Source organism: Pseudomonas putida (genome assembly GCF_001636055.1).
GTDB classification, from domain to species: domain Bacteria; phylum Pseudomonadota; class Gammaproteobacteria; order Pseudomonadales; family Pseudomonadaceae; genus Aquipseudomonas; species Aquipseudomonas machongensis.
The window spans coordinates 5,093,041-5,111,795 of record NZ_CP011789.1 but is presented as its reverse complement, the minus strand read 5'-3'; the positions used below and the strand labels follow the sequence as shown (position 1 = coordinate 5,111,795).

16 protein-coding genes are annotated in these 18,755 nt (G+C 63.3%); 10 read left to right on the top strand and 6 right to left on the bottom strand.

What is annotated here, in order from left to right:
* The first annotated feature begins 11 nt into the window (after positions 1-11).
* The 3 genes from ftsA to lpxC all read left to right on the top strand — a co-directional run bounded on the left by ftsA (position 12) and on the right by lpxC (position 3,544).
* Positions 12-1,268, top strand: a complete 1,257-nt coding sequence (ftsA, locus tag AB688_RS22970; protein ID WP_054894012.1) for a cell division protein FtsA — start codon at positions 12-14, stop codon at positions 1,266-1,268.
* Between the two features lie 55 nt (positions 1,269-1,323).
* A complete protein-coding gene (gene ftsZ / locus AB688_RS22965) occupies positions 1,324-2,520 on the top strand; it encodes a cell division protein FtsZ (protein ID WP_054894013.1) in 1,197 nt (398 codons plus the stop codon).
* Positions 2,521-2,632: 112 nt separating this feature from the next.
* On the top strand, positions 2,633-3,544 hold the full coding sequence (gene lpxC / locus AB688_RS22960) for a UDP-3-O-acyl-N-acetylglucosamine deacetylase (RefSeq protein WP_054894014.1): 912 nt from the start codon (positions 2,633-2,635) through the stop codon (positions 3,542-3,544).
* A gap of 106 nt (positions 3,545-3,650) precedes the next feature.
* Here lpxC and AB688_RS22955 read toward each other — a convergent pair whose 3' ends face one another.
* On the bottom strand, positions 3,651-4,106 hold the full coding sequence (locus tag AB688_RS22955) for a DUF721 domain-containing protein (RefSeq protein WP_063546007.1): 456 nt from the start codon (positions 4,104-4,106) through the stop codon (positions 3,651-3,653).
* A 350-nt stretch (positions 4,107-4,456) separates the two neighbouring features.
* On the opposite strand from AB688_RS22955, the gene secA reads away from it, so the two are divergent.
* From secA to AB688_RS22935, 4 genes are all read left to right on the top strand, one after another.
* Positions 4,457-7,192: a preprotein translocase subunit SecA gene (gene secA, locus AB688_RS22950; RefSeq protein WP_063546006.1), complete on the top strand. Its 2,736-nt coding sequence runs from the start codon at positions 4,457-4,459 to the stop codon at positions 7,190-7,192.
* A gap of 161 nt (positions 7,193-7,353) precedes the next feature.
* A complete protein-coding gene (argJ, locus tag AB688_RS22945) occupies positions 7,354-8,571 on the top strand; it encodes a bifunctional glutamate N-acetyltransferase/amino-acid acetyltransferase ArgJ (RefSeq protein ID WP_063546005.1) in 1,218 nt (405 codons plus the stop codon).
* Between the two features lie 106 nt (positions 8,572-8,677).
* Positions 8,678-9,310, top strand: coding sequence for a glutathione S-transferase family protein (locus AB688_RS22940; RefSeq protein ID WP_063546004.1), 633 nt, complete (start codon positions 8,678-8,680; stop codon positions 9,308-9,310).
* A complete protein-coding gene (locus AB688_RS22935) occupies positions 9,307-10,251 on the top strand; it encodes a Nudix family hydrolase (RefSeq protein WP_063546003.1) in 945 nt (314 codons plus the stop codon). Before AB688_RS22940 ends, AB688_RS22935 begins: the two co-directional genes overlap by 4 nt.
* Positions 10,252-10,286: 35 nt before the next feature.
* Here the strand turns inward: AB688_RS22935 and AB688_RS22930 are convergent, their stop codons facing one another.
* Genes AB688_RS22930 through AB688_RS22920 form a run of 3 tightly spaced genes read right to left on the bottom strand, consistent with a single transcriptional unit; the run spans position 10,287 to position 13,839 of the window.
* The gene (locus AB688_RS22930; protein WP_063546002.1) at positions 10,287-10,853 is read right to left on the bottom strand and encodes a cob(I)yrinic acid a,c-diamide adenosyltransferase; all 567 of its coding nucleotides are present in this window, start codon (positions 10,851-10,853) and stop codon (positions 10,287-10,289) included.
* Between the two features lies 1 nt (position 10,854).
* Positions 10,855-12,885: an ATP-binding protein gene (locus AB688_RS22925; protein ID WP_054894021.1), complete on the bottom strand. Its 2,031-nt coding sequence runs from the start codon at positions 12,883-12,885 to the stop codon at positions 10,855-10,857.
* Positions 12,886-12,921: 36 nt separating this feature from the next.
* Positions 12,922-13,839: a putative 2-dehydropantoate 2-reductase gene (locus AB688_RS22920; RefSeq protein ID WP_063546001.1), complete on the bottom strand. Its 918-nt coding sequence runs from the start codon at positions 13,837-13,839 to the stop codon at positions 12,922-12,924.
* Between the two features lie 101 nt (positions 13,840-13,940).
* Between AB688_RS22920 and AB688_RS22915 the strand changes: the two genes are divergently transcribed.
* The 3 genes from AB688_RS22915 (at position 13,941) to AB688_RS22905 (ending at position 16,752) form a co-directional block, all read left to right on the top strand.
* The gene (locus tag AB688_RS22915) at positions 13,941-14,426 is read left to right on the top strand and encodes a YajQ family cyclic di-GMP-binding protein (protein WP_054894023.1); all 486 of its coding nucleotides are present in this window, start codon (positions 13,941-13,943) and stop codon (positions 14,424-14,426) included.
* Positions 14,427-14,539: 113 nt separating this feature from the next.
* A complete protein-coding gene (locus tag AB688_RS22910; protein ID WP_054894024.1) occupies positions 14,540-15,382 on the top strand; it encodes a mechanosensitive ion channel family protein in 843 nt (280 codons plus the stop codon).
* Positions 15,383-15,507: 125 nt separating this feature from the next.
* Positions 15,508-16,752 carry an MFS transporter gene (locus AB688_RS22905; protein ID WP_063546000.1) on the top strand — a complete coding sequence of 415 codons (1,245 nt, stop codon included), beginning with the start codon at positions 15,508-15,510 and terminating at the stop codon, positions 16,750-16,752.
* A gap of 58 nt (positions 16,753-16,810) precedes the next feature.
* Here AB688_RS22905 and AB688_RS22900 read toward each other — a convergent pair whose 3' ends face one another.
* Together AB688_RS22900 and AB688_RS22895 are read right to left on the bottom strand one after the other, a co-directional pair.
* Complete coding sequence (locus tag AB688_RS22900; protein WP_054893837.1) at positions 16,811-18,358, bottom strand: AmpG family muropeptide MFS transporter; 1,548 nt, start codon at positions 18,356-18,358, stop codon at positions 16,811-16,813.
* 43 nt (positions 18,359-18,401) lie between these two features.
* Entirely contained in the window at positions 18,402-18,755 is a 354-nt protein-coding gene (locus AB688_RS22895) for an MGMT family protein (RefSeq protein WP_063545999.1), read from the bottom strand.

Here is an 18,755-nt window from a genome sequence, read left to right as displayed (position 1 = left end):
GAGGCAGGACCATGGCAAACGCGCATAGCGGCAAAATGATCGTCGGGCTGGACATTGGCACCTCCAAGGTGGTGGCGCTGGTTGGCGAAGTGGCGGCGGACGGCACCCTCGAGATCGTCGGGATCGGTACGCATCCGTCCCGCGGCTTGAAGAAAGGCGTGGTGGTAAACATCGAGTCGACCGTGCAGTCGATCCAGCGCGCGGTGGAAGAAGCGCAGCTGATGGCCGGCTGCCGCATCCACTCGGCGTTCGTCGGTGTTGCCGGCAACCACATCCGCAGCCTGAACTCCCATGGCATCGTCGCCATCCGCGACCGTGAGGTCAGCGTCGCCGACCTCGAGCGCGTGCTCGACGCTGCCCAGGCCGTGGCCATCCCGGCCGACCAGCGCGTGCTGCACACCCTGCCCCAGGACTACGTGATCGACAACCAGGAAGGTGTGCGCGAGCCACTGGGCATGTCTGGCGTGCGTCTGGAAGCGAAAGTCCATGTGGTCACCTGCGCGGTCAACGCCGCCCAGAACATCGAGAAGTGCGTGCGCCGCTGCGGCCTCGAGATTGACGACATCATTCTCGAACAACTGGCCTCGGCTTATTCGGTGCTGACCGATGACGAGAAAGAACTGGGCGTGTGCCTGGTGGACATCGGCGGCGGCACTACCGACATCGCCATCTTCACCGAAGGTGCGATCCGCCACACCGCGGTGATCCCGATTGCCGGCGACCAGGTCACCAACGACATCGCCATGGCCCTGCGTACACCTACGCAGTACGCCGAGGAAATCAAGATCCGCTACGCCTGCGCCCTGGCCAAGCTGGCCGGCGCCGGCGAGACCATCAAGGTGCCGAGCGTCGGCGATCGTCCGCCGCGCGAACTGTCGCGCCAGGCCCTGGCAGAAGTGGTCGAGCCGCGTTACGACGAGCTCTTCACCCTGATCCAGGCCGAGTTGCGTCGCAGCGGCTACGAGGATCTGGTGCCGGCCGGTATCGTCCTGACCGGCGGTACATCGAAGATGGAAGGCGCCGTGGAACTGGCCGAGGAAATCTTCCACATGCCGGTACGCCTCGGCGTGCCGCACAGCGTTCGGGGGCTGAGCGACGTGGTGCGCAACCCGATTTATTCAACCGGCGTGGGACTGCTCACCTACGGCCTGCAAAAGCAGACCGAGGACCTGCCCCTGACCGGCAACAGCAGCAGCAACAGCTATGGCGATGAACCTAAGGCCCCGGTGCTTGAGCGCTTCAAGCGCTGGGTCCAAGGCAACTTCTAAGTTTCAAAGCAGTAGTGGTAGGCGCAAAAACTAGAGAACTGTAAGGAGAGGGAAAATGTTCGAGCTCGTAGACAACGTCCCGCAAAGCCCGGTCATCAAAGTGATCGGTGTCGGTGGTGGTGGTGGCAACGCCGTCAACCACATGGTCAAAAGCAGCATCGAAGGTGTGGAATTCATCTGCGCCAACACCGATGCCCAGGCGCTGAAGAACATTGGCGCACGCACCATCCTGCAACTGGGGACCGGTGTGACCAAGGGCCTGGGTGCCGGTGCCAATCCGGAAGTCGGTCGTCAGGCCGCGCTGGAAGACCGTGAGCGCATCGCCGAAGTGCTGCAAGGCACCAACATGGTGTTCATCACCACTGGCATGGGCGGCGGTACCGGTACCGGTGCTGCGCCGATCATCGCCGAAGTGGCGAAGGAAATGGGCATCCTCACCGTTGCGGTGGTGACCCGTCCGTTCCCGTTCGAGGGGCGCAAGCGCATGCAGATCGCCGATGAAGGCATCCGCATGCTGGCTGAAAGCGTTGACTCGCTGATCACCATCCCCAACGAGAAGCTGCTGACCATCCTGGGCAAGGATGCAAGCCTGCTGTCTGCCTTCGCCAAGGCCGACGACGTGCTGGCTGGCGCCGTGCGCGGTATCTCCGACATCATCAAGCGTCCGGGCATGATCAACGTCGACTTCGCCGACGTGCGCACCGTGATGGGCGAGATGGGCATGGCCATGATGGGCACCGGCTGCGCCAGCGGTCCTAACCGTGCTCGTGAGGCCACCGAGGCGGCGATTCGCAACCCGCTGCTCGAGGACGTCAATCTGCAGGGTGCCCGCGGTATCCTGGTGAACATCACCGCAGGTCCTGACCTGTCGCTGGGTGAGTACTCCGACGTGGGTAGCATCATCGAAGCCTTCGCCTCCGACCACGCGATGGTCAAGGTCGGCACCGTGATCGATCCTGACATGCGCGACGAGCTGCACGTCACCGTGGTTGCCACTGGCCTGGGTGCGCGCATCGAGAAGCCGGTCAAGGTCGTCGACAACACGCTGCAGACCGCACAGCAGGTGTACGAGTCCTCCAACCCGGCTCCGGTTCGCCAGGAGCAGTCGGCGGTGAACTACCGTGACCTGGAGCGTCCGACCGTGATGCGCAACCAGGCACACGCAGGCGCTGCGGCTGCGGCTAAACTCAACCCACAGGACGATCTGGACTACCTTGACATCCCGGCCTTCCTGCGTCGCCAGGCCGATTGATGGAATTTATCAGGGGTATAAGGGTGATTGGTGTTCAGCAAAGGCCGGGTCTGCTATCATTCTCAGCCTTTGTTGATACCAATTCGCAATTAGCGCTAAAGCGGCCAATGCCATGATTAGACAACGCACCCTGAAGAATACCATTCGTGCCACAGGTGTCGGCCTGCATTCCGGAGAGAAGGTCTACCTGACTCTCAAGCCAGCACCCGTGGATACCGGCATCGTTTTCCGCCGCGCTGACCTCGACCCTGTGGTCGAAATCCCGGCGCGTGCGGCCAACGTCGGCGAGACAACCATGTCGACGACGCTGGTCAACGGTGACGTCAAGGTCGATACGGTCGAGCACCTGCTCTCCGCCATGGCGGGCCTGGGCATCGATAACGCCTACGTCGAGCTCTCCGCCTCGGAAGTGCCGATCATGGATGGCAGCGCCGGTCCCTTTGTATTCCTGATTCAGTCCGCCGGCCTGGAAGAACAGGACGCCGCTAAAAAGTTCATCCGTATCCTGCGCGAAGTCAGCGTGGAGGAGGGCGACAAGCGCGCCACCTTCCTGCCTTTCGACGGGTTCAAGGTGAGCTTCGAGATTGACTTCGATCACCCGGTCCTCAAGGGCCAGACCCAGAGTGCAGTGGTTGATTTCTCCAGCACGTCGTTCGTGAAGGAAGTCAGCCGAGCACGCACCTTCGGTTTCATGCGTGACATCGAGTACCTGCGCAAGCACAACCTTGCGTTGGGTGGCAGTGTCGAGAACGCCATCGTGGTCGACGAGACCGGTGTGCTCAACGAAGACGGACTTCGCTCCGATGACGAATTCGTCAAGCACAAGATCCTCGACGCGATCGGTGACCTCTATCTGCTGGGCAACAGCCTGATCGGCGAGTTCAAGGGCTACAAGTCCGGACACGCGCTGAACAACCAGTTGCTGCGCAAGCTGATCGCAGAAACGGACGCCTGGGAAGTGGTTACTTTCGAAGATGCCAGTACGGCACCGATCTCCTACATGCGCCCTGTTGCGGCCGTGTAAGTTCGAACACTCTCTAGTTCATTGAGGCCACCTTCGGGTGGCCTTTTTTATTGGCGCGCCCATGGCCGAGCGGTGTTTGAGGCCTTCGCAGATAACGCCGGGAACTTCAGGTCTTGTCGTGGGCGTGTGCTGCCAGCCGTTCCAGCGCGGCCCGCAGTTTTTCGTCATCAATGCCTTGCGCCGTCTCGCGCAGGCTTTGTGCCGCTTGTTGCGACAACTCGGTGGTGTGTGTCGGGCGCGCGGGTGCGCCAACTGGTGGTTGCACCTGGAACTTGATGCGCTGCAGGTTGGCGAAGGCTTCCATGGCTCGCAGCGTTGTCAGCAGGCGCTTCTGCTGGTAGCGCAGACGCGTTGCCCAATGGCCGTCCGTCACCACCAGGAGCAGACAGCCATCGCGCCATGAGGCCACATGACAGTGTGCCCGGGCAGCGGGCTGCAACTGGCTTTCCAGCAAACGCTGCAGGTGCTCGAGGCGCTCGGCCTGGTTGAGCAGCAGGCGCAGCGGCCTGGCCTGGCGCAGCAAGGCGGCGGGTGGCTGGGCAGAAGGGGGTTTGTAGGCCATCGGAGTACGCATGAGGTTACAAGATTGGCAGTCTAACAGATGCCACCGGGGCCGTTGCCTGTGCCGGACGCTTTGCCGGCAGTACCGATCCTGAGGGCGGTGCAGAGGGGGTGGGCGCAGGCCTGTCCGCGAGGAGGCCAAACACGTTTCATGTCTTGCCGCCTTGAACTTGAGGAAAATGTCCCTATGTTAGAGAGGCCCCGTTTAAAGCGCTGTGCCAGCATCGTGGAAATCCACCACTTTCCTCACCAACGTTTCCGGGTAGAATGCTCGTTCGCATGCGGCCCAAGGGCTGCACGGGCGACTCACGGGGCCGCCCTCCATCCCTAAGTGTGGAAGATCCTGCCGATATGTTTGCGCCTTTGTTAAAAAAACTTTTTGGAAGCAAGAACGAGCGTGAAATCAAGCGCATGCTCAAGACGGTCAGCACCGTCAATGCCTTCGAAGAGAAGATGGTGGCCCTCTCCGACGAGCAACTGCGTGGCAAGACCGCAGAGTTCAAAGAGCGCCTGGCCAAAGGCGAAACCCTCGACCAGTTGTTGCCCGAAGCTTTCGCCGTGGCCCGTGAGGCCGGCAAGCGTGTCATGGGCATGCGCCATTTCGATGTCCAGCTGATCGGTGGCATGACCCTGCACGAGGGCATGATCGCAGAAATGCGTACCGGTGAAGGCAAGACCTTGGTCGGTACCCTGGCGGTCTACCTGAATGCGCTGTCCGGCAAGGGCGTGCATGTGGTCACGGTCAACGACTACCTGGCTCGCCGTGACGCCAACTGGATGCGTCCGCTGTATGAATTCCTCGGCCTCAAGGTGGGCATCGTCTCGGCCTTCCAGCCGCCGGAAGAAAAGCGCGCCGCCTATGCTGCCGACATCACCTACGGCACCAACAACGAATTCGGTTTCGACTACCTGCGCGACAACATGGCGTTCAGCCAGGACGAGAAGTTCCAGCGTGAGCTGAACTTCGCCGTGATCGACGAAGTCGACTCCATCCTCATCGACGAAGCGCGTACCCCGCTGATCATCTCCGGTCAGGCCGAAGACAGCTCCAAGCTGTACATCGAGATCAACCGCCTGATCCCGCGCCTGAAGCAGCACATCGAAGAAGTCGAAGGCCAGGTGACTCAAGAGGGTCACTTCACCATCGACGAGAAGAGCCGCCAGGTCGAGCTCAACGAGGCCGGTCACCAGTTCATCGAGGAGATGCTCACCCAGTCCGGCCTGCTGGCCGAAGGCGAGAGCCTCTACTCGGCCCACAACCTGGGCCTGCTCACCCATGTCTACGCGGGCCTGCGTGCGCACAAGCTGTTCCACCGCAACGTCGAGTACATCGTCCAGGACGGCCAGATCCTGCTGATCGATGAACATACCGGCCGTACCATGCCGGGCCGCCGCCTGTCCGAAGGCCTGCACCAGGCCATCGAGGCGAAGGAAAACCTGAACATCCAGGCCGAGAGCCAGACCCTGGCTTCGACCACCTTCCAGAACTACTTCCGTCTCTACACCAAGCTGTCCGGCATGACCGGTACTGCCGACACCGAAGCGTTCGAGTTCGCCCAGATCTACAACCTCAACGTGATGGTCATTCCGCCGAACAAGCCGCTGGCACGGAAGGACTTCAACGACCTGGTCTACCTCACCGCCGACGAGAAGTACGCGGCGATCATCGCCGACATCAAGGAAAGCATGGCCAAGGGCCGTCCTGTCCTGGTGGGTACCGCGACCATCGAGACCTCCGAGCACATGTCCAACCTTCTGCAGAAGGAAGGCATCGACCACAAGGTCCTGAACGCCAAGTACCACGAGAAGGAAGCCGAGATCATCGCCCAGGCCGGTGCGCCGGGCGCCCTGACCATCGCCACCAACATGGCCGGTCGTGGTACCGACATCCTGCTGGGCGGTAACTGGGAAGCCGAGGTCGCTGCCCTGGAGAATCCGACCAGCGAGCAGATCGCGCAGATCAAGGCCGACTGGCAGAAGCGCCACCAGCAGGTGCTGGAAGCCGGTGGCCTGCACGTGATCGCCTCCGAGCGTCACGAGTCGCGTCGTATCGACAACCAGCTGCGTGGCCGTGCCGGCCGTCAGGGCGATGCCGGTTCGAGCCGCTTCTACCTGTCGCTGGAAGACAGCCTGATGCGTATCTTCGCCTCCGACCGGGTGAAGAACTTCATGAAGGCGCTGGGCATGCAGTCCGGCGAAGCCATCGAACACCGCATGGTCACCAACGCCATCGAAAAAGCGCAGCGCAAGGTCGAAGGTCGCAACTTCGACATCCGCAAGCAGCTGCTCGAATACGACGACGTGGCCAACGAGCAGCGCAAGGTGATCTACCACATGCGCAACAGCCTGCTGGCTGCCGAGAACATCGGCGACACCATCGCCGAGTTCCGCAAGGAAGTGCTCGACGCCACCATCAGCCAGCACATTCCGCCGCAGTCGCTGCCCGAGCAGTGGGACGTGGCGGGCCTTGAGGCCGCGCTGTCCAGCGACTTCGCCATGAAGCTGCCGATCCAGCAGTGGCTCGACGAGGACGATCACCTCTACGAGGAGACCCTGCGCGAGAAGCTGCTGAACGAGATCACCACCGCCTACACCGAGAAGGAAGACCAGGCCGGCATCGACGCCCTGCGCACCTTCGAGAAGCAGATTCTGCTGCGCGTGGTGGACGACCTGTGGAAAGACCACCTGTCGACCATGGATCACCTGCGTCACGGTATCCACCTGCGCGGCTACGCCCAGAAGAACCCGAAGCAGGAGTACAAGCGCGAGTCGTTCACCCTGTTCCAGGAGCTGCTCGAGTCGATCAAGCGCGACACCATCCGTGTGCTGTCGCACGTCCAGGTTCGCCGCGAAGACCCTGCCGAAGAAGAAGCCCGCCTGCGCCGCGAGGCCGAGGCACTGGCCAGCCGCATGCAGTTCCAGCACGCTGCAGCCCCAGGTCTGGAAGGCGAGCAACTGAGCGAGGAGGGCGCCGAAGTGGCTGTAGCCTCTGCGCCCGTTCGCAACGAACAGAAGCTGGGCCGCAACGAGCCGTGCTGGTGTGGTTCGGGCAAGAAGTTCAAGCATTGCCATGGTCAGATCGAGTGATTCGATCCGTCACCTGACATCTAGGGCCGCTTGGCGGCCCATCGCGGCACAAGGCCGCTCCCACAGGCATCGCACAGAACCTGTAGGAGCGGCCTTGTGCCGCGATGGGGCGCAAAGCGGCCCTGCTTTTCGCAACTCATTTATTTTCTAGGAGCGCTCCAATGGCTGTCGGTCTCGGTCCCCTGCCTACCCTGCACCCGGTTCCCGGTTTCGAACTCGGCATCGCTTCGGCGGGCATCAAGCGCCCTGGGCGCAAGGACGTGGTGGTGATGCGCTGCGCCGAAGGCTCCAGCGTTGCCGGCGTGTTCACCCTCAACGCCTTCTGCGCCGCTCCCGTGATCCTCTCCAAGCAGCGCGTGCAGGGCACCGTGCGCTACCTGCTGACCAACACCGGTAACGCCAACGCCGGTACCGGTGCGCCGGGCCTGGCCGCCGCCGAGCGCACCTGCGCCAAGCTGGCCGAGCTGACCGGCGTGCCCGCCGAGTCCGTGCTGCCATTCTCCACCGGGGTGATCGGCGAGCCGCTGCCGGTCGAGAAGATCGAAGGCGCGCTGCAGGCTGCGCTGGACAACCTTTCGGAAAACAACTGGGCCGAAGCCGCTACTGGCATCATGACCACCGACACCCTGCCCAAGGGTGCCAGCCGTCAGTTCCAGCACCACGGCGTCACCGTCACGGTCACCGGGATCAGCAAAGGTGCAGGCATGATCCGCCCGAACATGGCCACCATGCTCGGCTACATCGCCACCGACGCCAAGGTCGCCCCGGCTGTGCTCAAGGACCTGATGCTCGACGGTGCCAACAAGTCGTTCAACCGCATCACCATCGATGGCGACACCTCGACCAACGATTGCTGCATGCTGATCGCCACTGGCAAGGCCAACCTGCCGGAGGTGACTGAGGCAAGTGGCGCGCTGTTCGAAGCGCTGAAGAAGGCCGTGTTCGACGTGTGCATGGAAGTGGCCCAGGCCATCGTCCGTGATGGCGAAGGTGCGACCAAGTTCGTGACCGTGCAGGTCAATGGCGGGGGGAATCATCAGGAGTGCCTGGATGTCGGCTATGCCGTCGCTCATTCGCCGCTGATCAAGACTGCACTGTTCGCCTCCGACCCCAACTGGGGCCGCATTCTGGCTGCCGTCGGCCGTGCAGGCGTGCCGGAGCTGGATGTCAGCCTGATCGATGTGTACCTGGACAGCGTGTGCATCGCCAGCAAGGGCGGTCGCAGCCCGAGCTACACCGAAGAGCAAGGTTCGGCGGTGATGGCCCAGGAAGAGATCACCATTCGTATCGAACTGGGTCGCGGCCAGTGCAGCGAAACCATCTGGACCACTGATCTGTCCCACGAGTACGTGAAGATCAACGCCGAATACCGTACCTGATCCACCCAAGGCCGCTGCCACAGGCTCGAAGGGGACCTGTGGAGCGGCCTTGTGTCGCGATGGGCTGCGCAGCAGCCCTGAATCCAAAGAGCAATGGAGCCGAACCATGAGCTATCACCTGATCATCGGCGACAAGCTGTATTCTTCCTGGTCGCTGCGCGGCGCCCTGGCCCTTGAGCTGGCAGGCGTCGGTTATGACGAGACACTGATCAAGCTCAACCAGCCTGATACCCGCAAGCGCATTCTCGAATTCTCGGCCACCGGCAAGGTGCCGCTGCTCAAGACCGAGCACGGCGTGATCGCCGACTCCCTGGCCATCGCCGAATACCTCAACGAACAGCACCCCGAGGCGCAGCTCTGGCCGGTGGAGGTCGCTGCGCGTGCCCAGGCGCGCTCGGCGTGTGCGCAGATGCACAGTGGTTTCTTCGCCTTGCGCGGTGCGATGCCGTTCGATCTTTCGCGCGATCAGGCGTTGGATAGCGTGCCGCTCGAAGTGCAGGTCGATATCGACCGCATCGTCGCCTTGTGGGGCGAGTGCCGCCTGATGGCCAAGGACGGCGGCCCGTTCCTGTTCGGACGGCCCACGCTGGCCGATGCCTTCTTCGCCCCGGTGGCGGTGCGTTTGCGTACCTACCGTGTGCAAGTGCCCGCGCAGGCTGCGGCATACATCGAAACGATCTACAACTGGCCGGCCTTCCAGGCCTGGCAAAAGGCGGGCTTGATGGAGTGTGACGGGTGAAACGGATCCATGTAGTTGCAGCCGTCATTCGCGGCGTCGACGGGCGCATCCTCATCGCGCGCCGCGCCGATACTCAGCACCAGGGCGGCCTGTGGGAATTTCCCGGCGGCAAGGTGGAAGAGGGCGAGGGCGTCGAGGCCGCACTGGCCCGTGAGCTGCACGAGGAGCTGGGTATCGTCGTCAGCGCCTCTCGGCCGCTGATCAAGGTCAGCCATGACTACCCGGACAAGCAGGTGCTGCTGGACGTGCGCGAGGTGTCGGCTTTCACCGGCGAGCCCCATGGCGCCGAGGGCCAGCCATTGGCGTGGGTTGCTCCGCGAGACCTGGACCAGCATGCATTTCCCGAGGCCAATAAACCGATCGTGGCGGCCACGCGCCTGCCGGATCAGTACCTGATCACCCCGGATGGGCTCGATACCCCGGCGTTGCTGCGCGGTATCCAGAAGGCAGTGGCCTCCGGCATCAGGTTGATCCAGTTGCGCGCGCCAGACATGTACGACCCCAAGTACCGCGATGTGGCGGTGGATGCGGTCGGGCTCTGTGCAGGCAAGGCTCTGCTGATGCTCAAGGGACCACTGGAGTGGCTGGGGGACTTCCCGTCTGCAGGTTGGCACCTGACGGCGGCGCAATTGCGCAAGTACGCTGCCAAGGGGCGACCGTTCCCGCAGAATCGCTGGCTGGCGGCTTCCTGCCATAGCGCCGAGGAGCTCGAGCTGGCACGGCAGATGGGAGTGGACTTTGTCACTCTGTCGCCAGTACAGCCTACCCAGACCCACCCCGAGGCCACGCCGATTGGTTGGGAGGAGGCGCAGCGCTTGATTGCAGGCTTCAACCAGCCAGTGTTCCTGCTGGGCGGGGTCGGGCCGGGTGAGCGTGAGCGGGCCCGTGAGGCGGGTGCTCAAGGTGTTGCCGGGATTCGGGCGTTCTGGCCTCAAGCCTGAGTCGCAGCCGGGGCCGCTTTGCGGCCCCGATGGTCTCAGCCTTGCGGCTTCTCGGCAGGCTGCCACAGCACCTCGGCCACTCCCTGGCGTCGGCCGATGATCCGCGCTGCGACAAACAGCAGGTCCGACAACCGGTTGATATAGGCCAACCCCACCCCCTCAAGCGGCTCGACGGCATTCAACTGCTGGCAGCGCCGCTCCGCCCCCCGCGCCTGGGCGCGACACACATGGGCCTGGGCCACCAGCGCCGAGCCGCTGGGCAGAATGAAGTTCTTCAATGGCCCCAGCTCCTCGTTCCACCTATCGATGACCGCTTCCAGGCGCTGCACTTCGGCCTGGTCCAGCGCCTGGTAACTGGGCATCGCCAGTTCGCCGCCGAGGTCGAACAGCCGATGCTGACAAGGCGCCAACACCTCGCTCAGCTCATCCAGGCCTTGCTCGGCCAGCCCGGCGAGCAGCACGCCCAGCTGGCTGTTGAGCATGTCCACCTCGCCGATGGCCTCGATGCGCGGATGGTCCTTGGGGACGCGGCGACCGTCGCCAAGTCCGGTCTCGCCCTTGTCGCCGGTGCGGGTGTAGATCTTCGACAGGCGATAGCCCATGTCATGCCTCCGTCTTGGCCGGGGGCATGGCCCCCAGCTGGCTCAAGGGCAGGCGCAGGGTGAAGCAGGTGCCTTGGCCTGGGGTGGAGTGCACCTCCATCTGCCCTTTGTGGTTGTTGGTGATGATGAAGTACGAGACCGAAAGGCCCAGACCGGTGCCCTGGCCGATCTCCTTGGTGGTGAAGAACGGCTCGAAGGTGCGCTTGCGCACCGACTCGGGCATGCCGATGCCGTTATCTTCCACCTGGATTTCGGCCCATGGCGGGTTGAGGCGGGTGCGCAGGGTGATGCGCCCCGGTTCGCTGGGCGCCGGGCGCTGATGGATGGCCTGGGCGGCGTTCTTCAGCAGGTTGAGCAGCACTTGTTCCAGTTCGTTGGCGGTGCAGGGCACGGGGCCGAGCTCGGGGTCGAACTGACGGACGATGGCCTGGCCCTTGAAGTCGAAGCCCTCCGTCAGGTCGAAGTCGTTGCCGGCGATCTCCACCGCCTGGTCGATCAAGGCGGGCAGGTTGCAAGGCGCCAGTTGGCGGTTGCTGCGGCGGCTGAAGCTGAGCATGTGGGTGACGATCTTCGCGGCCCGCGCGCCGGCCTGCTGGATGCCGTCGAGCAATTGCGGCACTTCGCGGCCCTCCAGGTAGCGGTTGATGCTGGCCAGGTCGATGCCCAGCTCGTCGGCCTGCTCCTGATTGCGCGGCAGTTCCGGCGACAGGCGTCGACGAATGTTCTGCACGTTGTGCAGGATCGCGCCCAGCGGGTTGTTGATCTCGTGGGCCATGCCTGCGGCCAGGCCGCCGACCGAGAGCATCTTTTCCGATTGCACCATCATTTCTTCCAGCGACAGGCGCTGGGTGATGTCGTCGATGCGGATCACCACCCCACGCCCGCCGCCGCCGGTCAGCGGATAGAACGTGAGCGCGTAGTGGCGTGGCTCGTCGTCCTTGGGCCAGGTGACCCGCTCGACCTTCGCTACCCGGTGTTTTTCCACCGTCTCCTTGAGCTGTGGCAGGAATGGTTTGAGTGGCTCGAAAGCGATGAAGATCGGCTGGTTCAGCGCCTCGTCCAACGGCGTTCCGGAAAGCGCGGTGGCTTCCTGGTTCCATTGCGTGACGTAGAGCTGCTCGTCGAGGGCGATCAGTGCCGAAGGCATGGAGTCGATGATGCTGTTCAGGTAGTTCTGGAAGCCTGTCAGCTTTTTCTCGATCTTGCTGCGCACCTGAACTTCCAGTTCCAGCTTGCGGTTGGTGTGGCGGGTTTCCTCGGCCAGGCCCTGGGCCTGGTCGAAAGCCGACTGGAATTCGTCGCGGGCACGCTTGAGCTGGTCTTCGCGCGCTTCGATACGCGACAGCATGGTGTTGAACGCTTCGGCAAGGCTGCCGATTTCGTCGTCGTTGCCGCGTTGCGCACGCAGGGCGTAGCTCTCCTCGCGGGTCACCTGGCGCGAGAGCTCCTCGAGGCTGTTGATCGGCTGGGTGATGAGGCGCTTGATCTGCCGGGCGATGATCAGCCACAGCAGAATGCTGAACACCAGAATCGCCAGGCTGGCAGACAGGGTGCCGGTATAGAACGCAACCGGCAATTCGCTGCTGGCCACCAGCAGCAGGTGCGCGGGTGGGCTGCCTGGACGGGGCAGGGCGATCAGCTGAGTGCTGCGAAACTCGGTGAGGCGCCAGCCGTCGATGTTGCGGTAGCGCTTGGGCATGCTCAGTGGCTGGCCATGTTGCAGTTGGGCCAGCAGGCGCCCGTCGCTGGCATACACGGCGGCGGCGCGCAGGGGTGAATAGCTGTCGAGCTCCTTGAGCAAGGCGCTGGCGGCTTCTGGGCTGTCGCTGGCGCGCGCGGAAAGCTGTGGGTTGGCGACCAACCGGCCGATGGTCTGTAGCGCCTGGGGAGCCATGCTTTCCTGGGTGATCCAGTAGGCGGCGCTGATGAAGGCCAGGTTGGCCACCAGCAGGATGGTGACCAGCAGCACCAGCAGGGCGGCCAGCAGTTTTTGCCCGACCGGGAGGTTTTCCAGGCGTTGGCGCAGGGTCATGGGCGAGGTGATGTCCGTGTCGGTGGGTGGGCAGCGTCAGTCGCTGGGCAGGTTGCGTGCCTGCAGGTTATCGACCAGGCGTTGGCGCAGGTGTTCCAGGCCAGGTGTCGCCAGGCCATGCCGGGCGGCAACGTTGCAGGCATGGCCAAGCAGGTAGTGCAGCTCGGTACGTCGGCCTGCGCGCACGTCCTGGTACATCGAAGAGTAGTTGGCCGCGGTCGCCACGATCACCCGCTGGACGTCTTCGGCCAGGTTTTCGGCCGCTTGCGCTTGCCCAGCACTGCGCAGGAGGGTGCTCAGTTCCAGGCAAAGTTCGTCGACTTCAGGCAGGTGACCAAGCAGCCCGCCGTTCTGGCAGTCGTAAAGCACCGTCAGCGGGTTGATCGCACAATTGAGTGCAAGCTTGCGCCACAGGCGGGTGAGTATGTCCAGCGACCACTCGGCCGGGATGCCGGCCTCGCTCAGATCGTCGAACCATTCGGGGGCGCCAGGGTTGCCCGGATCGCCCAGCCAATTGAAGCCCTGGCCAGCGAACCGCACCTGCCAGTCGCGCTCGCGGAACGCACCTTCGGTGCTGGAGGCGAAGATACAGCGGGCGTGGGGAGCCTGCTCGGCCACTTCATCCTGGCTGCCGAGGCCGTTCTGCAGCAGGACCAGCTCAGCACCTTCGGCCAGCCGCGGCGCCAGGCGCGCGACGGCAGGCGCGGCGTCGTAGGCCTTGCACGCCAGCAGCAGGCGGTGGATAGGGCCTTCGCCCTCGCAGGTCTGTGCCGGAATGGCGAATTGTGTTGTCTGGTGCTGTTCGATCAGGGTCAGGCCGCCTTCGGCTTCATAAGCTGCCAGGCGCTGTTCATCGCGCAGCACCAGGCGCACGGCCTTGCCCGCCCGTGCCAGGCGGCAGGCCCAGAGGCTGCCGAGGCTGCCGGCGCCGAGAATATGCCAGGTGCTGCTCATCTGCGTTTCGCAACCCGTTATAATGAGCCCGCATTTTAACCATCAAACCCGACGCGCTCCATCTTCAAGCCGAGCGCGCTTTTATTTTATGGAGAACAACCATGCCTTCGTTCGACGTGGTATCGGAACTGGACAAGCACGAAGTGCAGAACGCGGTCGAAAACGCCATCAAGGAGCTCGATCGCCGCTACGACCTCAAGGGCAAGGGCAGCTTCGAGTTCAAGGACAAGGAGCAGACCGTGATGCTCACTGCCGAAGCCGAATTCCAGCTCGAGGCGATGATCGAAATCCTGCGCCTGGCGCTGGTCAAGCGCAAGATCGACGTCAAGTGCCTGGAAACCAAGGATCCCTATGCTTCCGGCAAGGAAATGAAACAGGAAGCCAAGTTCCGCGAGGGCATCGACAAGGAGCTGGCGAAGAAGATCGTCGCCCACATCAAGGATGCCAAGCTCAAGGTCCAGGCCGCCATCCAGGGCGAGCAGGTACGGGTCACCGGCAAGAAGCGCGACGACCTGCAGGAAGCCATCGCTGCCCTGCGCGCCAAGGAATTCGACATGCCGCTGCAGTTCAACAACTTCCGCGACTGATTCTGCGGGGCAGGAACCTTGATGGCACACCAATGTCCATCGCTTCCTGCGACCGCTGAATGTCCGGCGGTCTGCTTTACTGTGCACGTGTCGTTCGACATCAGGAGATGAACATGGATTTGAACGCTGAAGTCGATCAACTGGTACGCCAGTCCGAGACTTGGATTCCCTTGATCATGGCGTACGGCAGTCGTTTGTTGCTGGCGCTGCTGACCCTGGCGATCGGCTGGTGGATCACCAACAAGATCAGTGATCGATTGGCCAGGCTCGTCGGCCTGCGGGTAGCTGACCCGGCGTTGCAGGGTTTCATCCGCACGCTGTCCAACATCGTGCTCAAGGTGATGCTGGCGATCAGCGTGGCGTCGATGATCGGCATCGAAACCACCTCGTTCGTCGCTGCCATGGGTGGTGCCGTGCTGGCCATCGGCCTGGCCTTGCAGGGCAGCCTGGCAAACTTTGCCGGTGGCGTGCTGATCCTGCTGTTCCGCCCGTTCCGCATCGGCGACTGGATCGAGGCCCAGGGTGTGAGCGGGACCGTCGACAGCATCCAGATCTTCCACACCGTGCTGCGTAGCGGTGATAACAAGACGGTCATTCTGCCTAACGGCACCTTGTCCAACGGCATCATCGTCAACACCAACCGCCAGCCGACGCGCAAGGTCGTGTTCGACGTGGGTGTGGACTACGAGGCCGACCTGCAGAAGGCGCGCAACGTGCTGCTGGAGCTGGCGCAGGACCCTCGGGTGCTGCCCGACCCAGCGCCTCAGGCGGTGGTTGCCACGCTTGGTGACAGTTCGATCACCGTGTCGCTGCGCCTGTGGACCAAGACTGCCGACTACTGGGACGTGATGTTCATGCTCAACGAGCAGGCGCGCGATCGCCTGAAGGCCGAGGGGATCGACATTCCCTTCCCGCAGCGGGTGATTCGCGTGGTGCAGGAGACTGCCGCGCAGTAACCCACGCTGTACAACGGGGCCCCTGCAGGGGCCCTTGTTTTTTGCGCCTTACACTTGTTCACAGCCAAAGCCGGTGATTTCTGGCATATAGCCTGACCCCTTCTGTCTGCACCCGAAACGCCATCATGAAACCATTGTTGTATATCACTCCTCTGCGGGCCCTGTTGTTCGGCCTGACCCTTGCCCTGTTCGAACTGCTGACCTACCTGGCCAGCGATGCCGTCATGCCTGCCATGCCGGTGGTGGTCGACGATCTCAAGGCCAGCCCTGAATTCATTCCCCACGCCCTGAACCTCTACCTGCTTGGCGGCGTAGTGCTGCAGTGGCTGATCGGCCCGCTGGCCGACCGCTATGGCCGCCGTCCACTGCTGCTGACCGGCTGCGCCTTCTTTGGTGCGGCATGCCTTGCGACCTTCTGGGTGCACGATATCGGTCTGTTCAATCTGCTGCGCCTGCTGCAGGGCATTGGCCTGGGCTTCGTGGTGACGGTGAGCTATCCGGCGCTCAACGAGGCGTTCAGCGAGGCTGACGCGGTGCGGATGATGGCGCTGCTGGCCAACATTGCGCTGCTCTCGCCGTTGCTCGGGCCGCTGGTGGGGACGTTGATGCTGCAGTGGCTCGACTGGCGCTGGCTGTTCGTCGCCTTCGCGGTGGGCGCGGTGCTGTGCTGGGGGCTGCTGTATCGCCTGATGCCTGAAACGCTCGGGGTCGAGCGCCGTGATGGCTCGCGCCTGGCCTTCACACCCATCCACCTGTTGCCCTTGCTGGCCGGTTACGCGCAGTTGCTGGGCAACCGTCGTTTTGTGGCTGGCAGCGCGGCATTGGGTTTGGTGGGCTTGCCGCTGATCGGCTGGATCGGCCTGTCGCCGGTCCTGCTGATTCATGACGAGGGGCTGAGCACCCTGGAATACGCGCTGTGGCAGTTACCGGTGTTTGGTGGACTGATCCTCGGCAACCTCATCATCAATCGTATTGCGGATCGTTATCCGCTGCCTGCGCTGGTGCGCGGTGCCCTGTGGCCGTACCTGGCCGGGTTGTGCCTGATGGTGCTGGCGACCTGGTTGTGGCCGACGGTGACCAGTGTGGTCGCTGGCATGTCGCTCTATGCACTGGGGTTGGGTGTGGCCAACGCGGTGCTGTACCGCATGACGCTGTTCTCCAGCGAGCAGAGCAAGGGGCTGGTGTCGGCGATGCTGGGGATGATCACCATCGCCTTGCTGGGGCTGGGGGGCGCGGTGTTGGCGATGCTGGGTGCAGGGGCGAGCTTGTTGCACTTTGCCTTGGGTGCAGGGATTGCCGGGGCGCTGGCGCTGTGGCCGTTGTGGTTCGTGGTGGGCGGTCGGCCTGGGGAAGGGGCTGTCGTTCAGTAGGCTTGAAAACGGCGTCGTCCTTTTCGCGGGCGAACCCGCGAAAAGGACGAGGCGATTGTCAGGGCTGCTCGGTCACCGAGTTTTCCGCCTGCGCCTGCTTGCCGCGTCCTACTTCCTGGCGCCAGTGCAGCGCGATCAGGATCAGCGTGGGCACGCCCAGCAGGGCGGTGATCATGAAGAAGTTGTGATACCCGAACTTCTCCACCATCACCCCCGAATAGCCGCCGATCAGCCGCGGCAGCAAGAGCATGATCGAGCTCAGCAGTGCGTACTGGGTGGCCGAGAACTTCAGGTTGGTCAGGCTAGACAGGTAGGCAACGAACGCCGAGGTCGCCATGCCGGAGCTGAAGTTGTCCAGCGAGATGGTCACCACCAGCATTTCCAGGTTCGGCCCCATGTCGGCCAGCATCACGAACAGGATGTTGGTACCTGCCGACGCCACGCCGCCGATGAACAGGATCGGCAGGATGCCGAAGCGCACGATCAGCAGCCCGCCGACACCGGCACCGACCAGGGTCATGATCAGGCCGAAGATCTTGCTGACGCTGGCGATCTGGTCCTTGGTGAAGCCCATGTCGATGTAGAACACGTTGGCCATGACGCCCATCACGGTGTCCGACATCCGGTACGTGGCGATCAGTCCCAGTAACAGCAAGGCCTGCCAGCGGTAGCGGACGATGAAGTCGTTGACCGGCGTGAGTACCGGCGCCAGGCCGCGGCGGCCCATGGAAGACAGGCAGGCCCAGGTCAGCAGTGCATAGAGGATCAGGCGCAGGAAGGCGCGGTCTTCGAGCAGCAGGTCGAGCATGGTCGAGTCGCCAAACACCACGCTGGCCCAGTCGGTGTTGAACATCTGGGTGAAGCTGGCGGGCACCGACACCAGCAGGATGATCAGCACGAACACCGACACCAGCTGATGCATCAACCCGTAGCGCGCCGCCGACAGCTGCGTGCGCAGCGGCACGGGGGGCTCACGCATCACCAGTGTGGTGAACAGCGCCGGCAGCATGAGGATGCCGAACAGCACGTAGGTGCCGGTCCAGGCTTTGTGCAGGTAGCTGAAACCGGTGGAGCCGAACCATTCGGCGAAGAACAGCGCGCCAGCGGTGGCCAGTAGTGCCGCGACCCGATAGCCAGCCATGTAACTGGCGGCGAGGGCAGCCTGGCGCTGGTCATCGGCGATTTCCAGGCGGTAGGCGTCGACGGCGATGTCCTGGGTGGCCGAGGCGAAGGCCACCAGCACCGCCAGGGCGATCAGCCAGGACAGGTGTTTCTGCGGATCGCACAGGCCCATGCCCATGAGCCCTACGACGACCAGCACCTGCGACAGCAGCAGCCACGAGCGACGCCGTCCCATGCCGCCGAGCAGCGGCAGGCGCCATTGGTCGAGCAGCGGCGACCAGACCCATTTGAACGCGTAGGCCAGACCGATCAGGCTGGCATAGCCGATGGTCTCGCGGGCGACACCGGCTTCGCGCAGCCACACCGAAAGCGTTGAAAACACCAGCATGTAGGGCAGGCCGGCGGCGAAACCGAGCAACAACAGCACCAAGGTCGACGGGCTGGCATAGGCAGCGAGCGCAGCGCGCCAGGTTTTACGGGGCATGGGCCAACATCTGCCTCAAGTTTGCGAAAACAAAGCGCGCACTCTAACCGCTGTGCTCCATTGGGCGCCAGCCATGGCGCGACATATCCACTCGATTATTGGTCACATTCACGCCCTCTGCGCGCAGCCTGGCGCGTTGTTCATCGCCCGACGGCGTACCCAACGCGAGGCTCAGGCGGCCACCGGCCCCGAGCACCCGGTGCCACGGCAGGCGTGTGTCAGGCGGCAGTTGCCCGAGGGTGCGCCCGACCCAGCGTGCAGCGCGGCCAAGGCCGGCCAGTTCCGCCAATTGGCCGTAACTGATCACCTTGCCAGCCGGCACTTGGCCGAGCACCGAATACAGTGCCATTCGTCGGGCTTCGGGATCGTCCGGATGCGGAATCGATTGATCAGACAT